Raw genomic sequence first — 24,649 nt, 5'->3', positions numbered from 1 at the left:
GTCGACATTAATGTTGAATGATTAACCGCCTTCGCGAGCAAGCCCGCTCCCACAGGGATTCGGTTCCTACCGCAAGATCAAGCGGCCGGCTGATCCAGCTCCAGGCCTACGCCTAACCGGCGCGACATGCACGGCCAGCGCTTCCATGCGGCGCCAGTGTCCGGGCTGCGGAGTTTCTCGCGGTAGGCTTCCACCGACTCCAGTGCAAAGCTTTCGTCGTCGAGCATCTCGTCCACGGCGTGATGCACCACCTCATCCAGTTGGTTGGCGAACTCTTCACCGATCAATTGGTGAGCAATCAGGTTGGCGACAGTCATGTCCAATGGGATCAGTGGCTGGCCAAAATGCTTGATGTACAGGTCATTGACCTCTTCGACAAACCGATGAGCCAGATAGGCTTCGTCCAGCAGACTGTCGAGCCCGACGTGGCCATTCATGACCGCCGGCGGCTGCAGAAAATAATGCTCGGCGATTTTCAGCACCGGTTTGATCTGCGACTCGATACCCGCTTCCCTGGCCACTTCATTGGCTGCGTCCAGCAGATCAGGCACTTCGTCGATGTAGGCAGCGACAAAACGCGTCAACACGCCATTGGCATCGTTTTCAGGTAATTGGATAGAAGGGTGTAGATGAGGCAGTTTGCTTTCCAGCTGGCGTGTCAGGAGGCCGGTCTCGGCTTCATGTTGTTGGGCTTTTTGGATCTGCTCGCGCAATGCGGCGGTGTTCATGAAAACTCCAGGAAACAAAGGCAATGAAATAGGGAAGACATAACTTAGCTGGCTTACGAAAACTGCTAAGACGCATTTGTCATAATTATTTCATCCTTGAGACATCACAGTTATATCGATTTGCCACCACTCGTCTGCATCCTTCTCCATTCGTGGCCTTGAACGCAAGTGCCAGCTGTTTCAGATCATTTACGCCCTCACGTTGCGAGGTCGCAGTCGCTGTCTATACTCGGGTTGGAAATGGAGTTAGCTGATGACGTCCGACTGCACACGCAGCAAGACCCGGCGATTCAAGTTCGTAGTCTGAAAATGCCGCTCCCTTGCCGCAGGTGAAAGCCGGCGGGATAACAAGAACGATAAGGGGAACCCGCAATGATGCGACATCCACACGTCTGGATGGGCCTCCTGTTGTGGTCGATTTTCAGTCAGGCGCAAGCCGCCTGGACTGTAAATATGGCGCCTGGAGCGACTGAAATCAGTCACGCAGTATTTGACCTGCACATGACCATTTTCTGGATCTGTGTAGTGATCGGCATCATCGTCTTCGGCGCCATGTTCTGGTCGATGATGGTCCACCGTCGCTCGACCGGACAGGTGGCCGCAAAATTTCACGAAAGCACCACCGTCGAAATCCTCTGGACCATCGTGCCGTTCATCATTCTGGTGGCGATGGCGGTTCCTGCGACGGCGACCCTGATCAAGATGTACGACACCAGTGAGCCGGATATCGATATCCAGATCACCGGGTATCAGTGGAAGTGGCACTACAAATACCTGGGCCAGGACGTCGAGTTCTTCAGCAACCTGGCTACGCCACAGGATCAAATCCACAACAAGGAAGCCAAGGGCGAGCATTACTTGCTGGAAGTCGACCAGCCGCTGGTGCTGCCCGTTGGCGCCAAAGTGCGCTTCCTGGTGACCTCCGCCGACGTCATTCACTCGTGGTGGGTGCCTGCCTTCGCGGTCAAGCGCGACGCGATTCCGGGGTTCGTCAACGAAGCCTGGACCCGCATCGACAAGCCCGGCATCTACCGTGGCCAGTGCGCGGAACTGTGCGGCAAGGATCACGGCTTCATGCCGATTGTGGTCGAGGTCAAGGAAAAGGCCGATTACGACAAATGGCTGGCCGATCGCAAGGCCGAAGCCGCGCAACTCAAAGAGTTGACCACCAAGGAATGGACCCTCGACGAGCTCAAGGAACGCGGCGACAAGATCTACCACACCACCTGCGTGGCCTGTCACCAGGCCGAAGGCCAAGGCTTGCCGCCGATGTTCCCGGCGCTCAAAGGCTCGCCGATTGCCACCGGGCCGAAAGCCGATCACCTGCACCGCGTTTATTTCGGCAAGCCTGGCACCGCGATGGCGGCGTTCGGCAAGCAGCTGTCGGAAGTCGATATCGCGGCGGTCGTGACCTACGAACGCAACGCCTGGGGTAACAACAAAGGCGACATGGTCACTCCTAAAGAAGTGCTGGAGCTGAAACAGGCGGAAAGCAAATGACCCGGTCTATTACGCACGTCAGGAACCGGTCGGGGCAGTGCGCCCCGGCCTGCCCAGCCCATTCGTTCTCGGGAGAACGGCCATGAGCGCTGTAATCGATGACCACGGTCATGCCGCCGACCATGCCCACGGCCCCGCCAAAGGCTTGATGCGTTGGGTGCTGACCACCAACCACAAGGACATTGGCACGCTGTACTTATGGTTTGCGTTCACCATGTTCCTGGTGGGCGGTTCGTTCGCCATGGTGATTCGCGCCGAACTGTTCCAGCCCGGGCTGCAAATCGTCGAACCGGCATTCTTCAACCAGATGACCACCATGCACGGTCTGGTGATGGTGTTCGGCGCGGTGATGCCAGCCTTCGTCGGCCTCGCCAACTGGATGATCCCGTTGATGATCGGCGCGCCGGACATGGCCCTGCCACGGATGAACAACTTCAGCTTCTGGCTGTTGCCAGCGGCATTCATCCTGCTGATCTCGACCCTGTTCACCGCCGGTGGCGGGCCGAACTTCGGCTGGACGTTCTACGCCCCGCTGTCGACGACCTACGCGCCGGAAAGCGTCACCTACTTCATCTTCGCCATTCACCTGATGGGGATCAGTTCGATCATGGGCGCGATCAACGTGATCGCCACCATCCTCAACCTGCGCGCCCCCGGCATGACGTTGATGAAAATGCCGCTGTTCGTCTGGACCTGGCTGATCACCGCGTTCCTGCTGATCGCGGTGATGCCGGTACTGGCCGGTTGCGTGACGATGATGCTGATGGACATCCACTTCGGCACCAGTTTCTTCAGTGCCGCCGGTGGCGGTGACCCCGTGTTGTTCCAGCATGTGTTCTGGTTCTTCGGTCACCCCGAGGTGTACATCATGATCCTGCCGGCCTTCGGTGCCGTCAGCTCGATCATCCCGACCTTCTCGCGCAAACCGCTGTTTGGCTACACCTCGATGGTCTATGCCACGGCAAGCATTGCGTTCCTGTCGTTCATCGTCTGGGCGCACCACATGTTTGTGGTGGGCATTCCGCTGGTGGGTGAGTTGTTCTTCATGTACGCGACGCTGCTGATCGCGGTGCCGACCGGCGTGAAGGTGTTCAACTGGGCCAGCACCATGTGGCAAGGGTCGCTGACCTTCGAAACCCCGATGCTGTTCGCGGTGGCGTTCGTGATCCTGTTCTCCATCGGCGGATTCTCCGGGTTGATGCTGGCCATCGCCCCGGCCGACTTCCAGTACCAGGACACCTACTTCGTGGTCGCGCATTTCCACTACGTATTGGTGCCCGGTGCGATCTTCGGGATCTTCGCCTCGGCGTATTACTGGCTGCCGAAATGGACCGGGCACATGTACGACGAAACCCTCGGCAAGCTGCATTTCTGGCTGTCTTTCGTCGGCATGAACATGACCTTCTTCCCAATGCACTTCGTGGGACTGGCGGGCATGCCTCGGCGGATTCCGGACTACAACCTGCAATTCGCCGACTTCAACATGGTGTCGTCGATTGGCGCGTTCATGTTCGGTGCCACGCAGATCTTCTTCCTGTTCATCGTGATCAAGACCATTCGCGGCGGCCCGCCTGCACCGGCCAAACCGTGGGACGGGGCCGAAGGTCTGGAGTGGAGCGTGCCGTCGCCGGCGCCGTATCACACCTTCACCACGCCTCCGGAAGTGAAATGAAACGCCTGACTCGAGCTGGCCAAACCTTTGTGGCGAGGGGGCTTGCCCCCGTTGGGTCGCAAAGCGGCCCCAAAACCTGTGGTCGTAGTGTCTCAGGCAGATCGCAATCGCTGGTTTTACCAATGCTGCGCAGCCGAACGGGGCGGTGCGACGTTTCGCTAAACCCCCTCGCCACAGGGATATGCGCGGAGGGCAGAAATCATGGCTGACTCGATTTCGATGAAGAAACTGGTCACCCGCCTGCTGGTGGTGGTGGTGGCGATGTTTGCTTTCGGGTTTGCCCTGGTGCCGATCTACGACGTGATGTGCAAGGCGTTCGGCATCAACGGCAAAACCGCCGGGCAGTACGAAGGCTCGCAAGTGGTCGACACATCGCGGCAGGTGCGTGTGCAGTTTCTGTCGACCAATTCCGCCGACATGGTCTGGGACTTCTACCCCAAGGGCAATGAACTGACGACCCATCCGGGGGCGGTGAACGAGATGATTTTCGTCGCTTACAACCCCACTGACCGCCCGATGAGCGCCCAGGCCGTGCCAAGTATCGCCCCCAGCGAGGCCGCCGCGTATTTCCACAAGACCGAATGTTTCTGCTTTACCCAGCAAGTGCTGCAGCCCGGTCAACGGATCGAGATGCCGGTACGTTTCATCGTTGACCGAGACATGCCCAAGGATGTGAAGCACCTGACGCTGTCCTACACGCTGTTCGATATCACCGCACGTCATCCGCCCGTGGCTGTTGCTGCAAGCACCGGTGGCTAGGCGCTGAGCGTGCCCGATAAGGAGAACAATAAATGGCAACTCATGAACACTATTACGTACCGGCCCAGAGCAAATGGCCGATCATCGCCACGGTCGGCATGCTGGTTACCGTATTCGGCCTGGCAACGTGGTTCAACGACCTCAAAGCCGCGCGCCCGGAATCCCACGGCCCGCTGATCTTTTTCGTCGGTGGCCTGCTGCTGGCCTACATGCTGTTCGGCTGGTTCGGCACGGTGATCAAGGAAGGACGCGCAGGGCTGTACAGCGCGCAGATGGACCGCTCGTTCCGCTGGGGCATGAGCTGGTTCATTTTCTCGGAGGTGATGTTCTTCATCGCCTTCTTCGGCGCGCTGTTTTACGTGCGGCACGTCTCCGGCCCGGCGCTCGGCGGTGAAGGCTCCAAAGGCATCGCGCACATGTTGTGGCCGAACTTTCAGTTCGCCTGGCCGCTGCTGCACACCCCGGACCCGAAACTGTTCCCGCCGCCCAAGGAAGTCATCAGTCCATGGGGCTTGCCGCTGATCAACACCATCCTGCTGGTGACCTCCAGCGTGACCGTGACCATCGCCCACCACGCCTTGAAAAAAGGCCATCGCGGCGCGCTGAAAATCTGGTTGGCGATCACCGTGTTGCTGGGCTGCGCGTTCCTCGGCTTCCAGGCCGAAGAATACATGCACGCCTACCACGAACTGGGCCTGACCCTGGGTTCGGGCATCTACGGTGCAACGTTCTTCATGCTCACCGGTTTCCACGGCGCCCACGTCACCATCGGCACCATCATCCTGTTTGTGATGCTGATGCGGATCATGCGCGGGCACTTCGACAACGAGCATCAATTCGGCTTCGAAGCGGCCAGTTGGTATTGGCACTTTGTGGATGTGGTGTGGATCGGGCTGTTCGTTTTCGTCTACGTGCTCTGAGGCGTTACCAAGGCGCAGTCGAGACCAACTGGCCGCTGTAGAAACCCCAGGCGATCAAGCCGACGGTGGTGGCGGCCAGTGCAACACGGACACTCAAGGCAATGACGAGGCGGTTCGAGCTGCTGTCGTCCTTGACCAGAAAAAACAGGCCGCTGAACAGGCTGACAACCGTGGCAATCAGCATCAGGACGATGGCTGCTTTGAGCATGGTGAGGCTCCGGGGGAAAGGCGATGCACTTGAGTATAGCTATCGCGATGACCGACTTTCTGGCGACGCCATGAAGCGCTTTGTGCCAGGCATCGTGCCGACCCTGGTGGTCGCGGTGCTGCTGCCCATTCTGGTGTCGCTCGGGTTCTGGCAATTGAGTCGGGGCGCGGAAAAGACAGCGCTGCTGCAGACCTATGCCGAGCGCCGCGCCGCCGAGCCGATGGCCAGCGCCGAGCTGCTGCACACCGAAGACCCGGCCTTCCGCCGCGTTCGCCTGCACGGCCAGTTCGACGCGCAGCACAGCGTGTTGCTGGACAACCGCCAGCGTGACGGCAAGGTCGGCGTCGAGTTGCTGCAACCCTTCCACGATCAGGCGACCGGGCTTTGGTTGCTGGTCAATCGCGGCTGGCTACCCTGGCCGGAGCGCCGCACGCCAGCGCAATTCACAACGCCGACCGAGACCTTGAGCCTTGATGCCTGGGTGTATGTGCCACCCGGCGCGACCTTTCAATTACACGCGGACCCAACCACCACCACCTGGCCAAAACTGGTGACGGCGGTCGAACCGGCGAAGCTCTGGACCTCGCTGGATCGCGAGGGTTTTGCCTACGAATTACGTGAAGAAACCGGCCCGTCGTCCTATCAGGCCGATTGGCCGGTGGTGGCCATGGGGCCGGAAAAACACATCGCTTACGCCGTGCAGTGGTTCGCCATGGCGATCGCCCTGCTAGGCCTTTTTATCTACCTCGGGTTGCACAACGCAAAGGAGAAACACCATGGGAGCGGCCATGAATCCACCCAGCATGTCTGAGGCGAACACGCCGGCAAGTCGGCGCAAGGGCCGCTTGCAGTTATTGCTGATCGTGCTCGGGGTCGTCGGCCCGATGATCCTCGCCACCGGCATGTACAAACTGAATTTCTGGGTGCCGGAGGGCCGCAGTTATCACGGCGAGCTGATCGGCAACGGCCAGACCCGCGCCGACATCGGCGTGCAGGCGCAAGAGGATCGCTGGCAGATGCTGGTAACGGCGCCCAAGGATTGCGCGGTGGATTGCCAACAACTGGTGTACCTGGCGCGCCAGATCCAGATCGGCCTCGGCCGCGATGCATCCCGCGCCAGCCATGCACTGGCCGCCGCGCAACCGCTGACTGCCGACTATGAGGCCAAGCTGACCCGCGAATACCCGCAACTGCAGCGCTACCCGATGGACCTGACCACCTTCAGCGCTTTCAACAAAGCAGCCGGGGCGGGCGACAAGAGCGCGCCGCAACTGTGGATCATCGACCCCCACGGCAATCTGGTGCTGCGCTACGACCCGACGGTCAAGGGCAAGGATCTGCTCAACGACCTGCGCCAACTGTTGAAACTGTCGAACATCGGATAAGGGCATCGTCATGGCCAAACCTGGATTTCGCCTCGCGCTGTTTGCCACCCTGCTGGCACTGATTGTGGTGTTGCTCGGCGCCTACACCCGCCTGACCCACGCCGGCCTCGGCTGCCCGGACTGGCCGGGCTGCTATGGCTTTATCAGCGTGCCGAAAAGCGAAGCCCAACTGGCCCATGCCGAGCTGCATTTTCCTGACACACCGGTAGTGGCGCACAAAGGCTGGAACGAGATGATCCACCGCTACTTCGCCGGCACGCTCGGGCTGCTGATTTCGGTGCTGGCCGGCCGCGCCTGGGTGCATCGTCGTCATCCGGGACAACCGGTGAAGTTGCCGTTATTTCTGCTGGCGGTGGTGTTCGCCCAAGCGGCGTTCGGCATGTGGACGGTGACGCTCAAGCTCTGGCCGCAAGTGGTCACCGGGCATTTGCTCGGCGGATTCGCGACCTTGAGTCTGCTGTTTCTGCTGACGTTGCGCCTGTCCGGCGTCTTGCCCGCGCTGACCGTTCCGAAACGTTTGCAGTACTGGGCGACGGCGGGGTTGCTGCTGGTGATCGTGCAAATCGCCCTCGGTGGCTGGGTTAGCTCCAACTACGCGGCCGTGGCCTGCATCGACTTCCCGACCTGCCACGGGCAATGGCTGCCGCCAGCGGACTTCGCCAACGGTTTTCACCTGACCCAACACATCGGCCCCAACTACCTCGGCGGGCAACTGGACAGCGATGCCCGCACCGCGATTCACCTGACTCACCGCATCGGCGCATTGATGGTCACGCTGGTGCTGCTCGGCCTCGCCTGGCAACTGAAAGTGGTGGGCATGACACGCCTCGCGGGGCTGGTGCTGATCGCCCTCGCCGCCCAAATCACCTTGGGCATCAGCAACGTGTTGTTCCACTTGCCGCTGCCGGTAGCCGTTGCGCACAACGCTGGCGGCGCGGCGCTGTTGTTGACGTTGGTGCTGGTCAATTATCACGCGCGAACCAGCCTGGTTCGGGTCAAACAACAATCCCCCGCGCGCTGGCGGTTCAGCCCGCGCAAACACTCAGCCGGGCCCATAACAATAAAAGGAGAGATGCCATGGCGACTCTGATCGGCGCACGTCACAGCCAAGCGATCTGGCGTGACTACCTGGAGCTGACCAAGCCGAAAGTGGTGGTGCTGATGCTCATCACCTCGCTGGTCGGCATGTTTCTCGCGACCCGCGCCGGAGTGCCGTGGACGGTGCTGGTGTTCGGCAATCTGGGCATTGCCCTGTGCGCCGGGGGGGCGGCGGCGGTCAATCATGTGGTGGACCGACGTATCGATGCGGTCATGGCCCGCACGCACAAACGGCCCTTGGCCGAAGGCCGGGTTTCACCGACGGCTGCGCTGACGTTTGCCTTGGTGCTGGCGGTGCTCGGTCAAGCGTTGCTGCTGGCCTTCACCAACCCGCTGACGGCGTGGCTGACGCTGGCCTCGCTGCTCGGTTACGCGGTGGTCTACACCGGATTCCTCAAGCGCGCGACGCCACAGAACATCGTCATTGGTGGTCTGGCCGGAGCCGCCCCGCCGCTGCTGGGCTGGACCGCCGCGACCGGGCATATCGGCGCCGAACCGTTGTTGCTGGTGCTGATCATCTTCGCCTGGACGCCGCCGCACTTCTGGGCGCTGGCCATTCACCGCAAAGAGGAATACGCCAAGGCCGACATCCCGATGCTGCCGGTGACCCACGGCGAGCACTACACCAAAATCCATATCCTGCTTTATACCTTCGTGCTGCTGGCGGTCAGCCTGATGCCGTACGTGATTCACATGAGCGGCCTGCTGTACCTGTTCTGCGCGCTGGGCCTGGGCGCGAGGTTTCTGCAATGGGCCGTGGTGCTGTACCGTGGCGTTCGGCCGCACGCGGCGATCAACACCTTCAAGTACTCTATTTACTACTTGTTCCTGCTGTTTATCGCCCTGCTCGTAGACCACTACTTACTGTTGAACCTATGACTCGAACTCAGAAAACCGTCTTCATCCTCGTCGCCCTGATCGCGCTGGTTCTGGGCCTGACCATCAATAAAGTGCTGTCCGGCAAAGGCCAGGGCGACCCGACGGCACTGATCGACGCCGGGATCATCCTGCTGCCGCAGAGCCGCAACCTGCCGGACGTGACGATGACCGATCAGGACGGCAAACCGGTGACGGTCAACGAGCTGAAAGACAAGTGGAGCCTGCTGTTTTTCGGCTACACCTTCTGCCCGGACATCTGCCCGACCACCCTCGCCCAACTGCGCCAGATCAAGAGCGAACTGCCGCCGGAAGCGGCGGCTAAGTTGCAGATCATCCTGGTCAGCGTTGACCCGAATCGCGACACGCCGAAACAACTGAAGCAGTATCTGGGTTACTTCGACCCGCAGTTTCAGGGGCTGACCGCCGCGTCGGTGGAAGACATTCAGAAACTGGCCAACGCGGTGAGCATCCCGTTCATTCCGGCGGACACCAGCAAGCCCAATTACACGGTGGATCACAGCGGCAACCTCGCGGTGATCGGGCCGGACGGCACGCAGCGCGGATTTATTCGCGCACCGTTGAACAACGCGAAGCTGGTGGCGCAGTTGCCGGTGATGCTAAACCGCAAATAGTCGAGGCTACACAACCCCCCTGTGGGAGCGGGCTTGCTCGCGAATACGGTGTGTCATTCAGCATCCATGTCAGCTGACCCACCGCCTTCGCGAGCAAGCCCGCTCCCACAGGGTCCGTGTTTCAGGCACAAAAAAGGGGACGCATTTGGCGTCCCCTTTCCATTGCTTTCAGTCAATCAGAACGCCGGCACTACCGCGCCTTTGTACTTCTCGAGAATGAACGCTTTCACTTCCGGGGTGTGCAGCGCGGCGACCAGTTTCTTCATCGCGTCGCTGTCCTTGTCGTCCGGGCGGGCAACGAGGATGTTCACGTATGGCGAATCGCTGCCTTCGATGACCAGCGCATCCTTGGACGGATCGAGCTTGGCTTCCAGCGCGTAGTTGGTGTTGATCAGCGCCAGGTCAACCTGGGTCAGCACACGCGGGATGGTCGCGGCTTCCAGTTCGCGGAAGTTCAGATCCTTGGAGTTCTCGGTGATGTCCTTGACGGTCGACAGGATGTTGTTCGGTTCCTTCAGCCTGATCAGGCCCGCTTTCTGCAGCAGCAACAGGGCGCGGCCACCATTGGTGGCATCGTTCGGGATCACCACTTTTGCGCCGCCCGGCAGCTCGGCCAGGGTCTTGTACTTGCTCGAGTAAGCGCCCAACGGTTCAAGGTGCACACGGGCGACGGCGACAAGGTCAGTGCCCTTGGCCTTGTTGAACTCATCCAGGTACGGCTGGTGCTGAAAGAAGTTGGCGTCCAGATGTTTTTCGGCCACTTGCACGTTTGGCTGGATGTAGTCGGTAAAGACCTTGACCTTCAGGTCCACGCCTTCTTTGGCCAAGGTCGGCTTCACGAATTCGAGGATTTCAGCGTGCGGAACCGGCGTGGCTGCGACGGTCAGGGTTTCAGCCGCCTGGGCAGAGAACGCTGCAATGGCTGCGAACGCGACGAGTAGTTTTTTCATTTAGCGAACTCCTTCTGGGCGCCATTCGTGGCGCCTGCCAGCGAATGGCCGGCTCATGCTGTTAATTTCAAAAGCTTATTTACGCGAAAAATGTACGACCAGCTTATCGCCAACGGTCTGCAGCACTTGAACCAACACCAGCAGCAACACCACGGTCACCACCATCACGTCGGTCTGGAAACGCTGGTAACCGAAGCGGATCGCCAGGTCGCCCAAGCCACCGGCGCCGACCACACCGGCCATCGCCGTGTAGGACACCAGTGTAATGGCGGTCACCGTAATCGCTGCGAAGATGCCTGGACGGGCTTCCGGCAGCAAGGCGTTGGTAATGATTTGCCGCGTGGTGGCGCCCATGGCCTGGGTCGCTTCGATGATGCCGCGATCCACTTCACGCAATGCCGTTTCCACGAGTCGAGCGAAGAACGGCGTGGCGCCCACCACCAGCGGTGGAATCGCCCCGGCGACGCCCAGCGACGTGCCGGTAATCAACACGGTGAACGGAATCATCACAATCAGCAGAATGATGAACGGCAGCGAACGCAGGATATTCACTATCAGCGACAACATCGCGTAGACGCCTTTGGCTTCCAGCAACTGCCGCGGGCTGCACAGAAACAGCAGCACGCCCAGTGGCAGGCCCAGCAGCACCGTGAACAGCAGCGAACCGCCAAGCATCATCAAGGTGTCGCCGGTCGCCAGCCAGATTTCGAACCAGTCGATATTGACGAAGAAACTTGTCAGAGCTTCCATCAGCGCAGCACCTCCATGTGGACGTCAGCCGCGGTGAAGCGGGCAAACGCCGCCTCCATGTCGCCGCCGGTGACAGCCAGGGTCAATTGCCCGTAGGGGATATCTTTGATGCGGTCGATACGACCGGCCAGGATGCTGTAGTCCACGCCCGTTTCCCGAGCGACGGTTCCCAGTAGCGGTGCGTAGGTCGCTTCGCCCTGGAAAGTCAGACGCACGATGCGCCCCGGCACGTGAGCGAAGTCGTCGCGCTGTTCGCTTTCGTCGATCTGCTCGCTTTCCTGCACAAAACGCTTGGTGGTCGGGTGTTTCGGGTGCAGGAACACCTCGGCCACCGAGCCTTGCTCGACGATGACGCCGGCGTCCATCACGGCCACCTGGTCGCAAACGCGGCGGATCACGTCCATCTCGTGGGTGATCAGGACGATGGTCAGCTTCAGCTCGCGATTGATCTCGGCCAGCAATTGCAGGACCGACGCCGTGGTCTGTGGGTCCAGGGCGCTGGTGGCTTCATCGCACAGCAGGATTTTCGGCTTGGTCGCCAAGGCGCGGGCGATGCCGACGCGCTGCTTCTGGCCACCGGATAACTGCGCCGGGTACTTTTTGGCGTGGTCGGACAAACCTACTCGCGCCAGCAACTCGGCCACACGCTGGTCAATGTCGCTGCGCGACAGCTCGCCGGCGAGGGTCAGCGGCAGCGCAACGTTGTCAGCCACGGTCTTGGATGCCAGCAAGTTGAAGTGCTGGAAAATCATCCCGACCTGCTGACGGAAGCGCCGCAGGCTGTTGGCGTCGAGCGCGGTGACTTCTTCGCCGTCGACAAAGATCTTGCCGCCGCTGGACTCTTCCAGGCGATTGATCAGACGCAACAGGGTACTTTTTCCCGCACCGGAATGGCCGATAAGACCGTAGACCTGGCCATTCTCAATCGAAAGATTGGTCGGGTGCAGGGCGGGAATATCCTTACCGGCGACGCGGTAGGTTTTGTGGACGTTTTGGAACTCGATCACGTAGCGAACCTTGTGGGGCGCGTTAGAAAGGGATCAGCGGTTAGCCGGGCGCGCATTTTAGCCTGTCCGTATAGAGGTTATTAGCATTTATTCCGCATTCAACCTTCGATTTGGCAATAACGCGATCAAAGGTCATAAAAAAGGAACGGCTAAAAACCCCATCAGTCACTAATAAGGCAACTCGACAACGCCCCCGGTGCCGTGCCTGGGGAATGCATAAGAATCCTGGCTACGGCGGGAATCGCAACGAGGAGTTTAGACCGATGAGTATCAAGAAGCCTGCCGCTCCGAAAAGCGCAATGGCCGGGACCGACACCCTGGACCGCGGCAACACCAACGCCAAGCTCGACAGCCTGGAAAAGTTTCGCTCCGACGCCACCGAACAGGCGCTGCGCACCAATCAGGGCGTGAAGGTTTCGGACAATCAGAACACGTTGAAGGTCGGCGCTCGCGGGCCTTCGTTGCTTGAAGACTTCATCATGCGTGAGAAAATCACGCACTTTGACCATGAACGCATTCCGGAGCGCATCGTCCACGCGCGCGGGACCGGCGCTCATGGTTACTTCCAGGCTTACGAAAACCACTCCGCTTTGACCAAAGCTGGTTTCCTGCAGGATCCGGGCAAGAAAACCCCGGTGTTCACGCGCTTTTCCACGGTGCAGGGCCCACGCGGGTCGGGCGATACCGTGCGCGACGTCCGCGGTTTCGCCGTGAAGTTTTTCACCGACGAAGGCAACTTCGATCTGGTCGGCAACAACATGCCGGTGTTCTTCATTCAGGACGCGATCAAGTTCCCTGACTTTGTGCACGCGGTAAAACCCGAGCCGCACAACGAGATTCCTACCGGCGGCTCGGCGCACGACACCTTCTGGGACTTTGTCTCGCTGGTGCCGGAATCGGCGCACATGGTGATCTGGACCATGTCCGACCGCGCGATCCCGAAGAGCCTGCGCAGCATGCAGGGTTTTGGCGTGCACACCTTCCGCCTGGTGAATGCCGAGGGTAAATCGCGCTTCGTCAAATTCCACTGGCGCCCTACCGCCGGCACCTGCTCGCTGGTGTGGGACGAGGCGCAAAAGCTTGCCGGCAAGGACACCGACTTCCACCGGCGCGACCTCTGGGAATCGATCGAGATGGGCGACTACCCGGAATGGGAATTGGGCGTGCAGATCATCGAAGAAGAAAACGAACACACCTTCGATTTCGACATCCTTGACCCGACCAAGCTGATCCCGGAAGAAATCGTACCGATCACGCCGCTGGGCAAAATGGTGCTCAACCGCAACCCGGACAACTTCTTCGCTGAAACCGAGCAGGTCGCGTTCTGCCCTGGCCACATCGTGCCGGGGATCGACTTCTCCAACGATCCATTGCTGCAAGGCCGACTGTTTTCCTATACCGATACGCAGATCAGCCGACTCGGTGGGCCGAATTTTCACGAGATCCCGATCAACCGTCCGGTAGCACCGTTTCACAACGGTCAACGCGATGCGCAGCACCGCAGCACCATCGACAAGGGGCGCGCGTCCTACGAGCCGAATTCCATCGATGGTGGCTGGCCGAAAGAAACACCGCCCGCCGCGAAGGATGGCGGTTTCGAGACCTACCCGGAACGCATTGACGCCAACAAGATCCGTCAACGCAGCGAGTCGTTCGGCGATCATTTCTCCCAGGCGCGGCTGTTTTTCCACAGCATGAGCAAGCACGAGCAGGAACACATCATCGCGGCCTACAGCTTCGAGCTGGGCAAGGTAGAACGTGAGTTCATCCGCGCGCGTCAGGTGAATGAGATTCTGGCCAACATCGACCTGGAATTGGCCAAGCGCGTGGCGGCGAACCTCGGCCTGCCAGCGCCGAAAGCCGGGACCGTCGAGGTGCCGAAAACCTCTTTGGACCGCTCGCCGGCCTTGAGCCAGGCCAACCTGCTGCCAGGCGACATAAAAACCCGGAAAGTGGCGATTCTTGCCGCGAACGGCGTCGATGGTGCGGCGATTGACGCAATGAAGAAAGCGTTGGAGGCCGAGGGCGCGCACGCCAAGTTGTTGGGCCCGACCTCGGCGCCGGTGAAAACCGCCGACGGCAAGTCGTTGCCTGTGGACGCTTCGATGGAAGGCTTGCCTTCAGTGGCGTTTGACGCGGTGTTTGTGCCGGGTGGCGCGGCGTCGATCAAGGCCTTGAGCGGCGATGGCGTGGCGCTGCATTACCTGCTTGAGGCGTACAAGCACTTGAAAGCGATTGCCCTGCATGGCGAGGCGAAGCAGTTGCTGGATGTGTTGAAGCTGGAGGCTGATGCGGGGTTGATCGTTGGCAAGGATGCGACGCTGATCAAGCCGTTTTTTGCCGCGATCGGGCAGCATCGGGTGTGGGATAGGGAGCCTAAGGCCAAGGCGATTCCGGCTTAGGTTTTGTATCGATAGGAAGTATGCCTTCGCGAGCAAGCCCGCTCCCATATGTAGACCGCGTTCAATTCAACAACGCGGTCAACTGTGGGAGCGGGCTTGCTCGCGAAGCTTTTAAGGTTTACGCGGACTCAAAACCATCTGTGCCGGAATATTGCGCAGAAGCTGCTTCTCAAGCTTCAGATCAAAATCCGCATCCAGTTTCTTCACCCGATTGGACAGCAACGTGGTCAACCACGGGAAATCTTCAGTGCGTGGCGCCTGAATGCTCACGTCACACTGGTAATTCACCACATCGGCGGCGATGGCATCCAGTTGTCGACGAAGTTTGCCCATATCGCTGAGGTTCAGTGCAACGGTGGTGCTTTCGGCAGTCGGGTCGATCACTTTGGCCTTTGGCCGGGCCTCGGCAGCCATGAGCGCAGCTTCGGCTTTATCCAGCTCGGCCTTGCGCGCATTGACGATGGCGTTATTCACCCCTCCGGTCAGCGCCGGGGCCTTGGGCATCAATGCCCGAGCGCGGGCCAGGGCCGTGGCGGCAGCATTCACATCACCTTTTTGCAGCACGATCTGGCTGCGACGCAGATAGGCTTCGGCCAGTTGCCGCTGGTATTGCTCAAGGGATTGATCGTTGGGCGACTGGGCCTGCAAGGCAGCCAGTTGATCTTCCGCCGTGGCCAGCTCGCTGCTGGCCAGGTTTTGTTCCAGCTGCGCGATGGCCGTGGCCCGTGCATCGGCGGGCTCGTTGGCCGCCGGGGGCGTGCTTTGGCATGCACCCAGTAGCAGCGAAAATGCGACAAGGAGCAGATAACGGGAGGCTAACAGCTTCATTCCTGCGACTCTCTATTTGCGCAAAAAACGAGCAAGTCTACACCCCTCGACGGGGCAGGACAAAACTCAGCAGAAACAGTGCGGCGGCCGTCACAACAATTGAGGGCCCTGCTGGGGTGTCTTTGAACCAGGACAACGCCAGCCCGCCACACACCGCGAGCACGCCCAGCAGGCTCGCGCCCAGCGCCATCTGCTCCGGCGAGCGGGCGTGACGTTGTGCCGCAGCCGCCGGGATGATCAACAGCGACGTAATCAGCAAGACCCCGACTATTTTCATCGCCACCGCGATCACCACGGCAATTAGCAACATCAGCGTCAGGCGTAACGATGCCACCGGAAGACCCTCGACCGTCGCCAGCTCTTCGTGCACGGTGATGGCCAGCAACGGCCGCCACAACACTACCAGCAACGCCAGCACCGCCGCGCTACCGCCGAGGATCCAGGCCAGATCGGTCGGGCTGATCGCCAGCAGGTCGCCGAACAGGTAAGCCATCAGGTCGATCCGCACTTCATGCATGAAGCTTAGTACCACCAGGCCCAGCGAGAGCGTGCTCGGCGCAAGAATGCCCAACAAGGTGTCAGAGGCCAGCGGCTGGCGCTGCTGCAAAGTCACCAAAAGCACCGCCAATAGCAGGCAACCCACGGTGACCGCAACGGTCGGGCTGACATCGAGCAAGAAACCCAGCGCCACGCCGAGTAGCGCCGCGTGGGACAAGGTGTCGCCGAAATAAGCCATGCGCCGCCAGACCACGAACGACCCCAACGGGCCCGCCACCAGCGCCAGCGCCAGACCTGCAAGCAGGGCGTAAAGCAGAAAATCAGCCATGCTTGCAGCTATCTCCATGAACGTGGGGTTGGGCCGCCGAGGGAGCGGTGACCACCGAGCCATGCAAGTCATGGGCGTGGTCATGGTGGTGGTGATAAACCGCCAGGCTTTGCGCGTTTTTGCCGAACAATTCGACGAACGCCGGGTCGCCGCTGACCTGCTCGGGATGCCCGGAGCAGCAGACGTGACGATTGAGGCAAACCACTTGGTCGGTGGTGCTCATGACCAGGTGCAGATCGTGGGACACCATCAATACGCCGCAGCCGTGACGGTCGCGCAGTCGGGTGATCAGGCTGTAGAGCTCGGCCTGGCCGGCCACGTCGACGCCTTGCACCGGTTCGTCGAGCACCAGCAGTTCCGGTTCACGCAGCAGCGCCCGGGCCAGCAACACGCGCTGCATTTCACCGCCCGACACGCTTTGCACCGGGCTATCGATGACGTGCTCGGCACCGACTTCCTTGAGGGCGGCCAAGGCGCGAGTGCGGTCTACACCGGGCACCAAACGCAAAAAGCGCAGCACCGAGAGCGGCAAGGTCGGATCGACGTGAAGTTTTTGCGGCATGTACCCGACGCGCAGCTTGGGCTTGCGCCACACGCTGCCGCTGTCCGGCTTCAACAGGCCGAGCACGGCGCGCACCAACGTGGTTTTGCCGGCGCCATTGGGGCCGATCAGGGTCACAATCTGCCCCGGCTCGACGCTCAGCTCGATGTTATCCAGCACGACTTGGCCAGCAAACGTGACGGCAACCTGCTCGAGGCGGATCAGCGCGTTGCTCATCAAGCCCCCTGGCAACCTGAACAGAGCCCGACCACTTCAACGGTCTGGCCTTCGACGATGAACCCGACATCCTTGGCGCTGCCGATGATCGCGTCGCTGATGGACTTCTGTTCGAGTTCAATGGCGGCGTGGCATTCGCGGCAAATCAGGAACTGCCCCTGGTGGGCGTGCTCCGGGTGATTGCAGCCGACGAAGGCGTTCAGCGAGGAGATGCGGTGCACCAGGCCGTTTTCCAGCAGGAAATCCAGCGCACGGTACACGGTGGGCGGCGCAGCGCGGCGGCCGTCCTGCTCGCTGAGTACCGCCAGAATGTCGTAGGCCCCCAGCGGTTTGTGGCTTTGCCACACCAGCTCCAGCACTCGCCGGCGCAAGGCCGTCAGGCGCAGGCCTTGACGCGCGCACAAGGCATCGGCCTCCGTCAGAGCGCTGTGCACGCAATGAGAATGGTCGTGGGGACGGCTGGCAATCGGTGTTTTAGGCATGAGCGGCGACGAGTTTTGTGAGAGACGTTATTATGTTACCCGTTCTCGCCTCTTCGAGTGGTCACCGTGTCCCGACTTTTTTCTATCTGTGTCGCATTTCTCGCAAGTTTCCTGATGATCGGTGCGGCTCACGCCGAGGTCACAGTCCTCACCAGCATCAAGCCGCTGCAACTGATCGCCGCGGCGGTGCAGGATGGCGTGGCGGTTCCGGAAGTCTTGCTGCCACCCGGCGCTTCACCGCATAACTACGCCCTGCGCCCCTCCGACGTACGGAAGGTGCAATCGGTGGACCTGGTTTACTGGATCGGCCCGGACATGGAAGGTTTCCTGCCTCGCGTACTGAATGGTCGTACGCTGCCAAGCGTCGCGGTGCAGGATCTACCGGGGCTGAAACTGCGTCGATTCGCCGAAGACAGTCACTCCCACGCCGAAGACGCCGACGAGCATGATCACGATCACCGCCCGGGCACGCTGGATGCGCATTTGTGGTTGTCGCCAGTTAACGCACGGGTGATCGCCAGCAAAATGGCCGCAGACTTGAGCGCAGCCGATCCGGCCAACGCCGCGCGGTATCAGAGCAACCTCAAGGCGTTCGATGACCGTCTGGACGCGCTGGACCTGCGCCTGAAGGCACGTCTGGCGGGTATCGCCGGCAAGCCCTATTTCGTGTTCCATGAAGCCTTCGACTACTTCGAAGATGCTTACGGGCTCAAGCACACCGGCGTGTTCAGCGTAGCGGCCGAAGTCCAGCCGGGCGCCCAGCACGTTGCAGCGATGCGCGCGCGGTTGCAGGAAGTGGGCAAGACGTGCGTATTCAGCGAGCCGCCGCTTCGCCCCCGCCTGGCGGAAACGCTGGTGGCAGGTTTGCCGGTGAAGCTGGCGGAACTGGATGCGCTGGGCGGATACACGCCGGCGACAGCCCAAGGGTATGAGCAGGTGCTGGAGAAGTTGGGGAATGATTTGGCGGGGTGCCTGGAGTCGCTGTAACCCACACACAGCCCCGTTGGTGGCCAGCGAGCTTCTTTGGTAAGGAGGCTTTTGTGGTGAAGGGGCTTCTGTGGTGAGAGAACTTTTGTGGTGAAGGGGCTTTTGTGGCGAGGGGGCTTGCCCCCGTTGGGCTGCGGAGCGGCCCCAAATTAGGTCAAACCCATCAGATTGCATGGGAGTGCTTCGCACTCCAACGGGGGCAAGCCCCCTCGCCACAGGCAAGCCCCCCTCACCACAGGGGAGCTTGTTGGCCACAACTTAAAGAGCGAAAGGCAACGGTGTGCTGACCTTCTGCCGTTGCGCCAGCCGCAGCTGAAACTCCATCGGATCGTGAATCAACACGTCCTGCCCGGCGAACGACTCGGCGGCAATCAACCGCGATAGCCAGAACCGCACGCACGCCACGCGCAACAGGGTCGGCCACAGCTCCGCTTCGACAGCCGTGAACGGTCGCAACGCGGCATAAGCGCCGAGCAACGCCCGCGCTCGCGGCCCGTCGATCAATCCATCGTCATCCGAGCACCAGTCATTCAGGGCAATCGCCACGTCGTACAACATCGGCCCCGAACAGGCGTTGTAGAAGTCGATCAAGCCAGTCAGGTGCGTGCCTTCGAACATCGCGTTATCGCGGAACAGGTCCGCATGGATATTGGCCCGCGGCAGCGCCAGGATCTTGGTCTTCTGCTCGGCGATTTCGTCCAGCGCCCGTTGCAGCAGATCGCTTTGCTCGGCATCCAGGTGCGAGAGCAATTGCTTGCCCTCCTCCAGCATCCAGTCCAAACCACGATCGGTTTTGCGCTTGATCATGTTGGCCTGAGTCGCCAGATGCAGATGACCCAGGAGTTCGCCGACCTGAGCGCAGTGCTGCGCGTTGGCGACCTTGATGTGTTTGCCCGCCAGACGCGGTTGCAACAGCGCCGGTTTGCCGGCCAGTTCACGCAGGGCGACGCCGTCGGTGGTGCGCAGGGCGTAAGGCACCGGCAGGTCGGCCTGGTGCAGCACGTCGAGCAGCTCGATGAAGAACGGCATCTCCTGAACCGGACCGCGCTCGACCAGGGTCAGGACGAACTCGCCCTGCTCCAGGCTGATAAAGAAATTGGTGTTTTCACTGCCAGCGGCAATTCCCTGGAAATCAAGCAGGCGGCCGAGCCCGTAAGGGGCGAGAAAGGTTTCCAGCTCGGGCCGAGCCAGCGGGGTGAACACAGACATGTTTTAACTGCCAGTACGGGCGCCGCTGCTTGAGCCGGCGCCAATTGAAATTAAGAAACTACTTCCACTCAAAAATTTTCCACGACGGAATCAGCATATCCGGCTGATCCGAGCGGATGAAGTTCGCATCGCTACCGTCCGCGCGCACCAGAAAGTACGGGGGTGCGCCTTTCGGAGTGACCTTGATCGCATACAGGAAACCGTTTTGACGGTACTCCTGAATGACTTTGTCACCTTCCGTGTGAATCGTGACTTCAGGCTCCGACTTCGAAACATCGTCCGCCGCCATGACGGCCAATGGTGCGATTGCAAACATGCCAGCCAGCAACAGGCGATTTAGTGTGCGCATGATAACCTTGTCCCTTTGTCGTCAACGGTCCCGCTATTCTAGCGCCGGCCCCGCCGAAAAGGTTGATCCTGCTCATGAGCCAAGCCCCCCTCGTCCTGGTGGACGGTTCTTCTTACCTGTACCGCGCTTTTCACGCCCTGCCACCGCTGACCACATCCCGAGGTTTGCCGACCGGCGCGGTCAAAGGCGTGTTGAACATGCTCAAGAGTCTGCGCAAGCAGTACCCGGACAGTCCGTTCGCCGTGGTGTTCGACGCCAAGGGTGGGACGTTTCGCGATGACATGTACGCCGAATACAAAGCCAACCGCCCAAGCATGCCCGATGACATGCGCGTGCAGATCGAGCCGCTGCACCAGAGCGTGATCGCGCTGGGCTTCCCGCTGCTGTGCGTCGAAGGCGTCGAGGCCGATGATGTGATCGGCACGTTGGCCCGCAGCAGCGCGGCCGCTGATCGTCCGGTCGTCATCTCCACCGGCGACAAGGACATGGCGCAATTGGTCGACGGCCACATTACCTTGGTCAATACCATGACCGGTAGCGCGCTGGACGTAGAAGGCGTGAAGGAGAAATTCGGCGTCGCTCCCGAGCAGATCATCGATTATCTGGCGCTGATGGGCGATTCGTCCGACAACATTCCCGGCGTTCCGGGCATCGGTCCAAAGACTGCTTCGGGCTTGCTGGTTGGCGTCAACGGCGGGCTGACCGAGCTGTACGCGCAGCTCGACATCGTCCCGACCCTGCCGATTCGCGGCGCAAAAACCCTGCCGGCCAAACTCGAAGAGCACAAGGAGATGGCGTTCCTCTCCTACAAGCTGGCGACCATCAAGATCGACGTGCCGCTGGACATCGGTCTCGATGACCTGCAAATGGGCCAGCCGGATCACGACAAGCTCGCCGAGCTCTACACCCTGCTGGAATTCAAGAGCTGGTTCGACGAGAACCAGCGCGACGCCAAGCGTTCAGGCCAGGAGATTGTCGAGGTTGCTCAGGAGCAGCCGGGCGCTGTCGAAGCGAAGTACGAAACCATCCTCGACATGCAGCGTTTCGAAGCCTGGCTGGGCAAACTCGACAAGGCGCCGCTGATCGCGTTCGTCACCGAAACCAACGGCACCGATGCTCAGCACGCGCAACTGGTGGGCTTGTCGTTTTCCGTCGCTGCCGACGAAGCGGCCTACATTCCGCTGACCCATTCCTACATGGGCGTGCCGGAACAGCTGGATCGCGACACCGTTCTGCTGGCATTGAAGCCGTTGCTGGAAAACCCGAACAAGCTGAAGGTCGGCCAGCACGCCAAGTTCGATACCAACATCCTCGCCAACTGCGCAATCGGCGGCGATCAGAACAACGGAATCACGGTTCGGGGCATTGCCTACGACACCATGCTCGAGTCCTATGTACTCGATTCGACCGCCACCCGGCACGACATGGACAGCCTTGCGCTCAAGTACCTGGGCCAGAGCAAGACCGACATTCAGGAAATCGCCGGCAAAGGCGTCAAGCAGCTGACCTTCGATCAGCTCTCCCTTGAGCTGGCCGGCCCGTATGCCGCCGAAGATGCCGATGTCACGTTCCGCCTGCATCTGGCCTTGCAGGAAAAACTGGCGGCAACGCCAAGCCTGGGCAAGGTGCTTAACGAAATTGAAATGCCCCTGATGCCCGTCCTGGCCCGGATTGAACGGCAAGGCGCGCTGGTGGACGCGAAACTGCTAGGCATTCAAAGCGTGGAGCTGGGCGAGAAACTGGTCGCCCTGGAGCGTGAGGCATTTGCCATCGCCGGCGAGGAATTCAACCTTGGCTCGCCGAAGCAACTGGGCGTCATCCTGTACGAAAAGCTCGGTTTGCCAGTCCTCAGCAAAACCGCCAAGGGCCAGGCCTCGACGGCCGAAGCAGTGTTGGCCGAGTTGGCGGAACAGGATTACCCGCTGCCCAAGGTGCTGATGCAGTACCGCTCGCTGAGCAAACTCAAGAGCACTTACACCGACCGCCTGCCCGAGCAGATCAACACTCGCACAGGCCGCATCCATACCAACTACCAGCAGGCCGTCGCGGCCACCGGACGCTTGTCATCCATTGATCCAAACCTGCAGAACATTCCGATCCGCACCGCCGAAGGCCGGCGGATTCGTCAGGCGTTCGTTGCGCCAAAAGGCTACAAGCTGCTGGCGGCGGACTACTCGCAAATCGAACTGCGGATCATGGCGCACCTGGCCAAGGATGAAGGTTTGCTGCATGCGTTCCGTAATGACCTGGACGTGCACAGAGCCACCGCTGCCGAAGTTTTCGGCGTTGAACTGAGCGAGGTCACTACGGATCAACGGCGCAGCGCCAAGGCGATCAACTTCGGTTTGATCTACGGCATGAGCGCGTTTGGCCTGGCCAAGCAGATCGGCGTGGACCGCAAACAGTCACAGGCTTACATCGACCGCTACTTCGCGCGCTATCCGGGGGTGCTGGAATACATGGAGCGCACCCGCGCGCAGGCGGCCGAGCAAGGTTTCGTTGAAACGATCTTCGGACGTCGTCTGTATCTGCCGGAAATCAACGCGAAAAACCCGGCCCTGCGCAAAGGTGCCGAACGCACGGCGATCAACGCCCCGATGCAAGGCACTGCGGCGGACATCATCAAGAAAGCCATGGTGGCTGTGGACAGCTGGCTGACGGCCTCGGGCCTGGACGCCAAGGTCATCCTGCAGGTACACGATGAATTGGTGCTTGAGGTGCGTGAGGATCTGGTCGACCAGGTTCGCAATGAAATTCGCGTTCACATGAGCGACGCCGCGAAGCTCGATGTACCGCTTTTGGTTGAAGTGGGCGTCGGCAATAACTGGGATGAGGCTCACTGAGCCGTCTGAACAGAGGTTTTCTGCTGCGGCATAGTGCCGCGGCAGAAAATCAGGAAGGGTGCTTAGTTCGGAAAATTACCCGGCTTATTTCAAATGGTTTTTTGAAGCGTCGGAACTAAACCTGTGAACCGCCACTCAGAGTTACTGAATGGCTGGTGAAGCCCTTCGATGCTCCTATGTTGTGTTAAGTGTTGGCAGATATCTGGACCCCGCCCTAGCGGTCCGGAACTTGAACCCCGGAACTTCCCCCTCCCCATAAGAAGTCCGGGGTTTTTTTTGCCCGCGATTTATTGCTCGGCAGGTTCCGAGCCTTTGTCCGCCAGCTCCATCCAGCCTGCCAGTACAGTGTAGGCGTCTTCCAGGCCCAAGCGTTTCGGGGCCGAGAACAACTGAATGCTGATCGCATCGCCCCAGCCTTTACGGATGTCCGACTGAACCTTGAGCAAGACGTTTTTCGCGGCGCCGTAGGTCAGCTTGTCGGCTTTGGTCAGCAAAATATGCATCGGCATGCCGCTGGCGACCGCCCAATCGAGCATCAACAGGTCGAAGTCGGTCATTGGATGACGGATGTCCATCATCAGAATCAGCCCCTTCAAACTCTCGCGACCACCCAGATAAGCTTCCAGGTGACGCTGCCAGTGCAGCTTCAACGGAATGGGTACTTTCGCGTAACCGTAACCCGGCAGGTCGACCAGACGACGATCATCGTCTAGCTTGAAGAAGTTCAAGAGTTGCGTGCGACCCGGGGTTTTCGAGGTCCGCGCCAGGCTGGCATGCGTCAGGGTGTTCAACGCGCTGGATTTACCGGCGTTGGAACGCCCGGCGAAGGCCACTTCAAAGCCTTCGTCGTCGGGGCATTGGTCGACTTTGGCAGCGCTGAGCATGAAGGTGGACTGTTGGCACAGGCCGAGGATGGGGTTCTTGAGTTGCATGGGATTTCCGATGTGGGCGGCGCCGGGAATGGACGCGGCAAGCGGTGTCGTTTCCGTTTCAGTGACGCCAGTATATAATGCCGCAGATTTTGTGTGCGCTTTGTCCCAGCGTAGGATGAAGTTCACGGGAGCGATTGACCTTGATTGCGCATCAGAACGCAGAACGCTCTCAACCCTGAATAGGTCGTTTGATGACGAAATGGCTGCTAGCTGCCGGTGTCTTGATACCGCTTTACAGCGCTCAGGCTACACAGGATCCGGAAGCTGTGTACAACCGTGTTTGTGGTGCCTGTCATTCCGGCCAACTCCCCATGGCCCCTCAAAAGGGCGATCAGGAAGCTTGGACGCCGAGGTTGGCGAAAGGTATGGAGACGCTGGTGCAACACGTGACCCAGGGTTTCAAGGCGATGCCGCCGCGTGGTTTGTGCATGGCTTTTTCCAGCCGTGGAAGCAAAGCGGCGAGGCCGGCATCCATGTCATCGGTGCGCACCACTTCGCGCATTTCCTTCATGCACTGATCGACTG

24 protein-coding genes and 2 pseudogenes are annotated in these 24,649 nt (G+C 60.3%); 13 read left to right on the top strand and 13 right to left on the bottom strand.

Annotated features, from left to right (window positions below):
• Positions 1 to 77 precede the first annotated feature (77 nt).
• Positions 78 to 728 (bottom strand): hypothetical protein, encoded by a 651-nt coding sequence (locus ACQKP4_RS13360; RefSeq protein ID WP_427633780.1) that lies wholly within the window; start codon positions 726 to 728, stop codon positions 78 to 80.
• Between the two features lie 372 nt (positions 729 to 1,100).
• On the opposite strand from ACQKP4_RS13360, the gene coxB reads away from it, so the two are divergent.
• The 4 genes from coxB (at position 1,101) to ACQKP4_RS13340 (ending at position 5,579) form a co-directional block, all read left to right on the top strand.
• Positions 1,101 to 2,228 carry a cytochrome c oxidase subunit II gene (coxB, locus tag ACQKP4_RS13355; RefSeq protein WP_427633778.1) on the top strand — a complete coding sequence of 376 codons (1,128 nt, stop codon included), beginning with the start codon at positions 1,101 to 1,103 and terminating at the stop codon, positions 2,226 to 2,228.
• An 82-nt stretch (positions 2,229 to 2,310) separates the two neighbouring features.
• Positions 2,311 to 3,900 (top strand): cytochrome c oxidase subunit I, encoded by a 1,590-nt coding sequence (gene ctaD / locus ACQKP4_RS13350; protein WP_427633777.1) that lies wholly within the window; start codon positions 2,311 to 2,313, stop codon positions 3,898 to 3,900.
• Positions 3,901 to 4,101: 201 nt separating this feature from the next.
• Positions 4,102 to 4,659: a cytochrome c oxidase assembly protein gene (locus tag ACQKP4_RS13345; protein ID WP_427633775.1), complete on the top strand. Its 558-nt coding sequence runs from the start codon at positions 4,102 to 4,104 to the stop codon at positions 4,657 to 4,659.
• Between the two features lie 32 nt (positions 4,660 to 4,691).
• Positions 4,692 to 5,579 (top strand): cytochrome c oxidase subunit 3, encoded by an 888-nt coding sequence (locus ACQKP4_RS13340; protein WP_427633774.1) that lies wholly within the window; start codon positions 4,692 to 4,694, stop codon positions 5,577 to 5,579.
• 4 nt (positions 5,580 to 5,583) lie between these two features.
• On the opposite strand, the gene ACQKP4_RS13335 is transcribed toward ACQKP4_RS13340, so the two are convergent.
• Positions 5,584 to 5,787 (bottom strand): twin transmembrane helix small protein, encoded by a 204-nt coding sequence (locus ACQKP4_RS13335; RefSeq protein ID WP_027926133.1) that lies wholly within the window; start codon positions 5,785 to 5,787, stop codon positions 5,584 to 5,586.
• A gap of 70 nt (positions 5,788 to 5,857) precedes the next feature.
• Here ACQKP4_RS13335 and ACQKP4_RS13330 point away from each other — a divergent pair, with 70 nt between their 5' ends.
• The 5 genes from ACQKP4_RS13330 to ACQKP4_RS13310 are packed head-to-tail and all read left to right on the top strand — an operon-like array spanning position 5,858 to position 9,781.
• Positions 5,858 to 6,598, top strand: a complete 741-nt coding sequence (locus ACQKP4_RS13330) for an SURF1 family protein (RefSeq protein ID WP_427633772.1) — start codon at positions 5,858 to 5,860, stop codon at positions 6,596 to 6,598.
• Positions 6,564 to 7,172 carry a hypothetical protein gene (locus ACQKP4_RS13325; protein WP_427633770.1) on the top strand — a complete coding sequence of 203 codons (609 nt, stop codon included), beginning with the start codon at positions 6,564 to 6,566 and terminating at the stop codon, positions 7,170 to 7,172. Before ACQKP4_RS13330 ends, ACQKP4_RS13325 begins: the two co-directional genes overlap by 35 nt.
• A gap of 10 nt (positions 7,173 to 7,182) precedes the next feature.
• Positions 7,183 to 8,262 (top strand): COX15/CtaA family protein, encoded by a 1,080-nt coding sequence (locus tag ACQKP4_RS13320; RefSeq protein ID WP_427633769.1) that lies wholly within the window; start codon positions 7,183 to 7,185, stop codon positions 8,260 to 8,262.
• A complete protein-coding gene (cyoE, locus tag ACQKP4_RS13315; RefSeq protein WP_427633767.1) occupies positions 8,250 to 9,149 on the top strand; it encodes a heme o synthase in 900 nt (299 codons plus the stop codon). Before ACQKP4_RS13320 ends, cyoE begins: the two co-directional genes overlap by 13 nt.
• Positions 9,146 to 9,781, top strand: a complete 636-nt coding sequence (locus ACQKP4_RS13310; RefSeq protein ID WP_427633766.1) for an SCO family protein — start codon at positions 9,146 to 9,148, stop codon at positions 9,779 to 9,781. The genes cyoE and ACQKP4_RS13310 overlap by 4 nt, the downstream gene beginning before the upstream one ends.
• A gap of 176 nt (positions 9,782 to 9,957) precedes the next feature.
• On the opposite strand, the gene ACQKP4_RS13305 is transcribed toward ACQKP4_RS13310, so the two are convergent.
• The 3 genes from ACQKP4_RS13305 to ACQKP4_RS13295 form a co-directional block, all read right to left on the bottom strand.
• Complete coding sequence (locus tag ACQKP4_RS13305; protein ID WP_427633764.1) at positions 9,958 to 10,731, bottom strand: MetQ/NlpA family ABC transporter substrate-binding protein; 774 nt, start codon at positions 10,729 to 10,731, stop codon at positions 9,958 to 9,960.
• A 75-nt stretch (positions 10,732 to 10,806) separates the two neighbouring features.
• On the bottom strand, positions 10,807 to 11,481 hold the full coding sequence (locus ACQKP4_RS13300) for a methionine ABC transporter permease (RefSeq protein WP_427633762.1): 675 nt from the start codon (positions 11,479 to 11,481) through the stop codon (positions 10,807 to 10,809).
• Positions 11,481 to 12,488, bottom strand: a complete 1,008-nt coding sequence (locus ACQKP4_RS13295; RefSeq protein ID WP_427633760.1) for a methionine ABC transporter ATP-binding protein — start codon at positions 12,486 to 12,488, stop codon at positions 11,481 to 11,483. The genes ACQKP4_RS13300 and ACQKP4_RS13295 overlap by 1 nt, the downstream gene beginning before the upstream one ends.
• A gap of 212 nt (positions 12,489 to 12,700) precedes the next feature.
• Between ACQKP4_RS13295 and katE the strand changes: the two genes are divergently transcribed.
• Positions 12,701 to 14,890: a catalase HPII gene (gene katE / locus ACQKP4_RS13290; RefSeq protein ID WP_427633758.1), complete on the top strand. Its 2,190-nt coding sequence runs from the start codon at positions 12,701 to 12,703 to the stop codon at positions 14,888 to 14,890.
• Between the two features lie 111 nt (positions 14,891 to 15,001).
• Here the strand turns inward: katE and ACQKP4_RS13285 are convergent, their stop codons facing one another.
• Genes ACQKP4_RS13285 through zur form a run of 4 tightly spaced genes read right to left on the bottom strand, consistent with a single transcriptional unit; the run spans position 15,002 to position 17,804 of the window.
• A complete protein-coding gene (locus ACQKP4_RS13285; protein WP_427633756.1) occupies positions 15,002 to 15,718 on the bottom strand; it encodes a PA5502 family lipoprotein in 717 nt (238 codons plus the stop codon).
• A 37-nt stretch (positions 15,719 to 15,755) separates the two neighbouring features.
• Complete coding sequence (znuB, locus tag ACQKP4_RS13280) at positions 15,756 to 16,544, bottom strand: zinc ABC transporter permease subunit ZnuB (protein WP_427633754.1); 789 nt, start codon at positions 16,542 to 16,544, stop codon at positions 15,756 to 15,758.
• Positions 16,537 to 17,322: a zinc ABC transporter ATP-binding protein ZnuC gene (gene znuC, locus ACQKP4_RS13275; protein WP_427633752.1), complete on the bottom strand. Its 786-nt coding sequence runs from the start codon at positions 17,320 to 17,322 to the stop codon at positions 16,537 to 16,539. The genes znuB and znuC overlap by 8 nt, the downstream gene beginning before the upstream one ends.
• Complete coding sequence (gene zur / locus ACQKP4_RS13270) at positions 17,322 to 17,804, bottom strand: zinc uptake transcriptional repressor Zur (RefSeq protein WP_427633750.1); 483 nt, start codon at positions 17,802 to 17,804, stop codon at positions 17,322 to 17,324. Before zur ends, znuC begins: the two co-directional genes overlap by 1 nt.
• 66 nt (positions 17,805 to 17,870) lie before the next feature.
• On the opposite strand from zur, the gene ACQKP4_RS13265 reads away from it, so the two are divergent.
• Positions 17,871 to 18,791 (top strand): zinc ABC transporter substrate-binding protein, encoded by a 921-nt coding sequence (locus ACQKP4_RS13265; RefSeq protein WP_427633748.1) that lies wholly within the window; start codon positions 17,871 to 17,873, stop codon positions 18,789 to 18,791.
• A 258-nt stretch (positions 18,792 to 19,049) separates the two neighbouring features.
• Here ACQKP4_RS13265 and ACQKP4_RS13260 read toward each other — a convergent pair whose 3' ends face one another.
• Positions 19,050 to 20,000 (bottom strand): homoserine kinase, encoded by a 951-nt coding sequence (locus ACQKP4_RS13260; RefSeq protein WP_427633746.1) that lies wholly within the window; start codon positions 19,998 to 20,000, stop codon positions 19,050 to 19,052.
• A 58-nt stretch (positions 20,001 to 20,058) separates the two neighbouring features.
• Positions 20,059 to 20,349, bottom strand: coding sequence for a DUF2782 domain-containing protein (locus tag ACQKP4_RS13255; protein ID WP_427633744.1), 291 nt, complete (start codon positions 20,347 to 20,349; stop codon positions 20,059 to 20,061).
• A gap of 74 nt (positions 20,350 to 20,423) precedes the next feature.
• Here ACQKP4_RS13255 and polA point away from each other — a divergent pair, with 74 nt between their 5' ends.
• Positions 20,424 to 23,192 carry a DNA polymerase I gene (gene polA / locus ACQKP4_RS13250; protein ID WP_427633742.1) on the top strand — a complete coding sequence of 923 codons (2,769 nt, stop codon included), beginning with the start codon at positions 20,424 to 20,426 and terminating at the stop codon, positions 23,190 to 23,192.
• Between the two features lie 287 nt (positions 23,193 to 23,479).
• Here the strand turns inward: polA and yihA are convergent, their stop codons facing one another.
• Entirely contained in the window at positions 23,480 to 24,124 is a 645-nt protein-coding gene (gene yihA / locus ACQKP4_RS13245) for a ribosome biogenesis GTP-binding protein YihA/YsxC (RefSeq protein WP_427633740.1), read from the bottom strand.
• 191 nt (positions 24,125 to 24,315) lie between these two features.
• Between yihA and ACQKP4_RS13240 the strand changes: the two are divergent.
• Positions 24,316 to 24,582 (top strand): annotated as a pseudogene (locus ACQKP4_RS13240) (c-type cytochrome); the annotation flags it as partial.
• Here the strand turns inward: ACQKP4_RS13240 and ACQKP4_RS13235 are convergent.
• Positions 24,552 to 24,649 (bottom strand): annotated as a pseudogene (locus ACQKP4_RS13235) (hypothetical protein); the annotation flags it as partial. The pseudogenes ACQKP4_RS13240 and ACQKP4_RS13235 sit on opposite strands and share 31 nt — an antisense overlap.

Origin of the sequence: Pseudomonas sp. NPDC086278 (genome assembly GCF_050280905.1) — a bacterium.
GTDB lineage: Bacteria > Pseudomonadota > Gammaproteobacteria > Pseudomonadales > Pseudomonadaceae > Aquipseudomonas.
The sequence above is the reverse complement of the archived record's forward strand: the minus strand, read 5'-3'. Positions and strand labels throughout refer to the sequence as shown.

Bases quoted from the DNA above. Each gene is read 5' to 3' on its own strand.
- ctaD (WP_427633777.1), top strand. From the start codon at position 2,311: ATGAGCGCTGTAATCGATGACCACGGTCATGCCGCCGACCATGCCCAC.
- ACQKP4_RS13340 (WP_427633774.1), top strand. From the start codon at position 4,692: ATGGCAACTCATGAACACTATTACGTACCGGCCCAGAGCAAATGGCCG.
- coxB (WP_427633778.1), top strand. From the start codon at position 1,101: ATGATGCGACATCCACACGTCTGGATGGGCCTCCTGTTGTGGTCGATT.
- ACQKP4_RS13305 (WP_427633764.1), bottom strand. From the start codon at position 10,731: ATGAAAAAACTACTCGTCGCGTTCGCAGCCATTGCAGCGTTCTCTGCC.
- znuC (WP_427633752.1), bottom strand. From the start codon at position 17,322: ATGAGCAACGCGCTGATCCGCCTCGAGCAGGTTGCCGTCACGTTTGCT.
- yihA (WP_427633740.1), bottom strand. From the start codon at position 24,124: ATGCAACTCAAGAACCCCATCCTCGGCCTGTGCCAACAGTCCACCTTC.
- ACQKP4_RS13285 (WP_427633756.1), bottom strand. From the start codon at position 15,718: ATGAAGCTGTTAGCCTCCCGTTATCTGCTCCTTGTCGCATTTTCGCTG.
- ACQKP4_RS13260 (WP_427633746.1), bottom strand. From the start codon at position 20,000: ATGTCTGTGTTCACCCCGCTGGCTCGGCCCGAGCTGGAAACCTTTCTC.
- ACQKP4_RS13325 (WP_427633770.1), top strand. From the start codon at position 6,564: ATGGGAGCGGCCATGAATCCACCCAGCATGTCTGAGGCGAACACGCCG.
- zur (WP_427633750.1), bottom strand. From the start codon at position 17,804: ATGCCTAAAACACCGATTGCCAGCCGTCCCCACGACCATTCTCATTGC.
- cyoE (WP_427633767.1), top strand. From the start codon at position 8,250: ATGGCGACTCTGATCGGCGCACGTCACAGCCAAGCGATCTGGCGTGAC.
- katE (WP_427633758.1), top strand. From the start codon at position 12,701: ATGCATAAGAATCCTGGCTACGGCGGGAATCGCAACGAGGAGTTTAGA.
- ACQKP4_RS13330 (WP_427633772.1), top strand. From the start codon at position 5,858: ATGAAGCGCTTTGTGCCAGGCATCGTGCCGACCCTGGTGGTCGCGGTG.
- znuB (WP_427633754.1), bottom strand. From the start codon at position 16,544: ATGGCTGATTTTCTGCTTTACGCCCTGCTTGCAGGTCTGGCGCTGGCG.
- ACQKP4_RS13345 (WP_427633775.1), top strand. From the start codon at position 4,102: ATGGCTGACTCGATTTCGATGAAGAAACTGGTCACCCGCCTGCTGGTG.
- ACQKP4_RS13320 (WP_427633769.1), top strand. From the start codon at position 7,183: ATGGCCAAACCTGGATTTCGCCTCGCGCTGTTTGCCACCCTGCTGGCA.
- ACQKP4_RS13300 (WP_427633762.1), bottom strand. From the start codon at position 11,481: ATGGAAGCTCTGACAAGTTTCTTCGTCAATATCGACTGGTTCGAAATC.
- polA (WP_427633742.1), top strand. From the start codon at position 20,424: ATGAGCCAAGCCCCCCTCGTCCTGGTGGACGGTTCTTCTTACCTGTAC.
- ACQKP4_RS13255 (WP_427633744.1), bottom strand. From the start codon at position 20,349: ATGCGCACACTAAATCGCCTGTTGCTGGCTGGCATGTTTGCAATCGCA.
- ACQKP4_RS13360 (WP_427633780.1), bottom strand. From the start codon at position 728: ATGAACACCGCCGCATTGCGCGAGCAGATCCAAAAAGCCCAACAACAT.
- ACQKP4_RS13335 (WP_027926133.1), bottom strand. From the start codon at position 5,787: ATGCTCAAAGCAGCCATCGTCCTGATGCTGATTGCCACGGTTGTCAGC.
- ACQKP4_RS13310 (WP_427633766.1), top strand. From the start codon at position 9,146: ATGACTCGAACTCAGAAAACCGTCTTCATCCTCGTCGCCCTGATCGCG.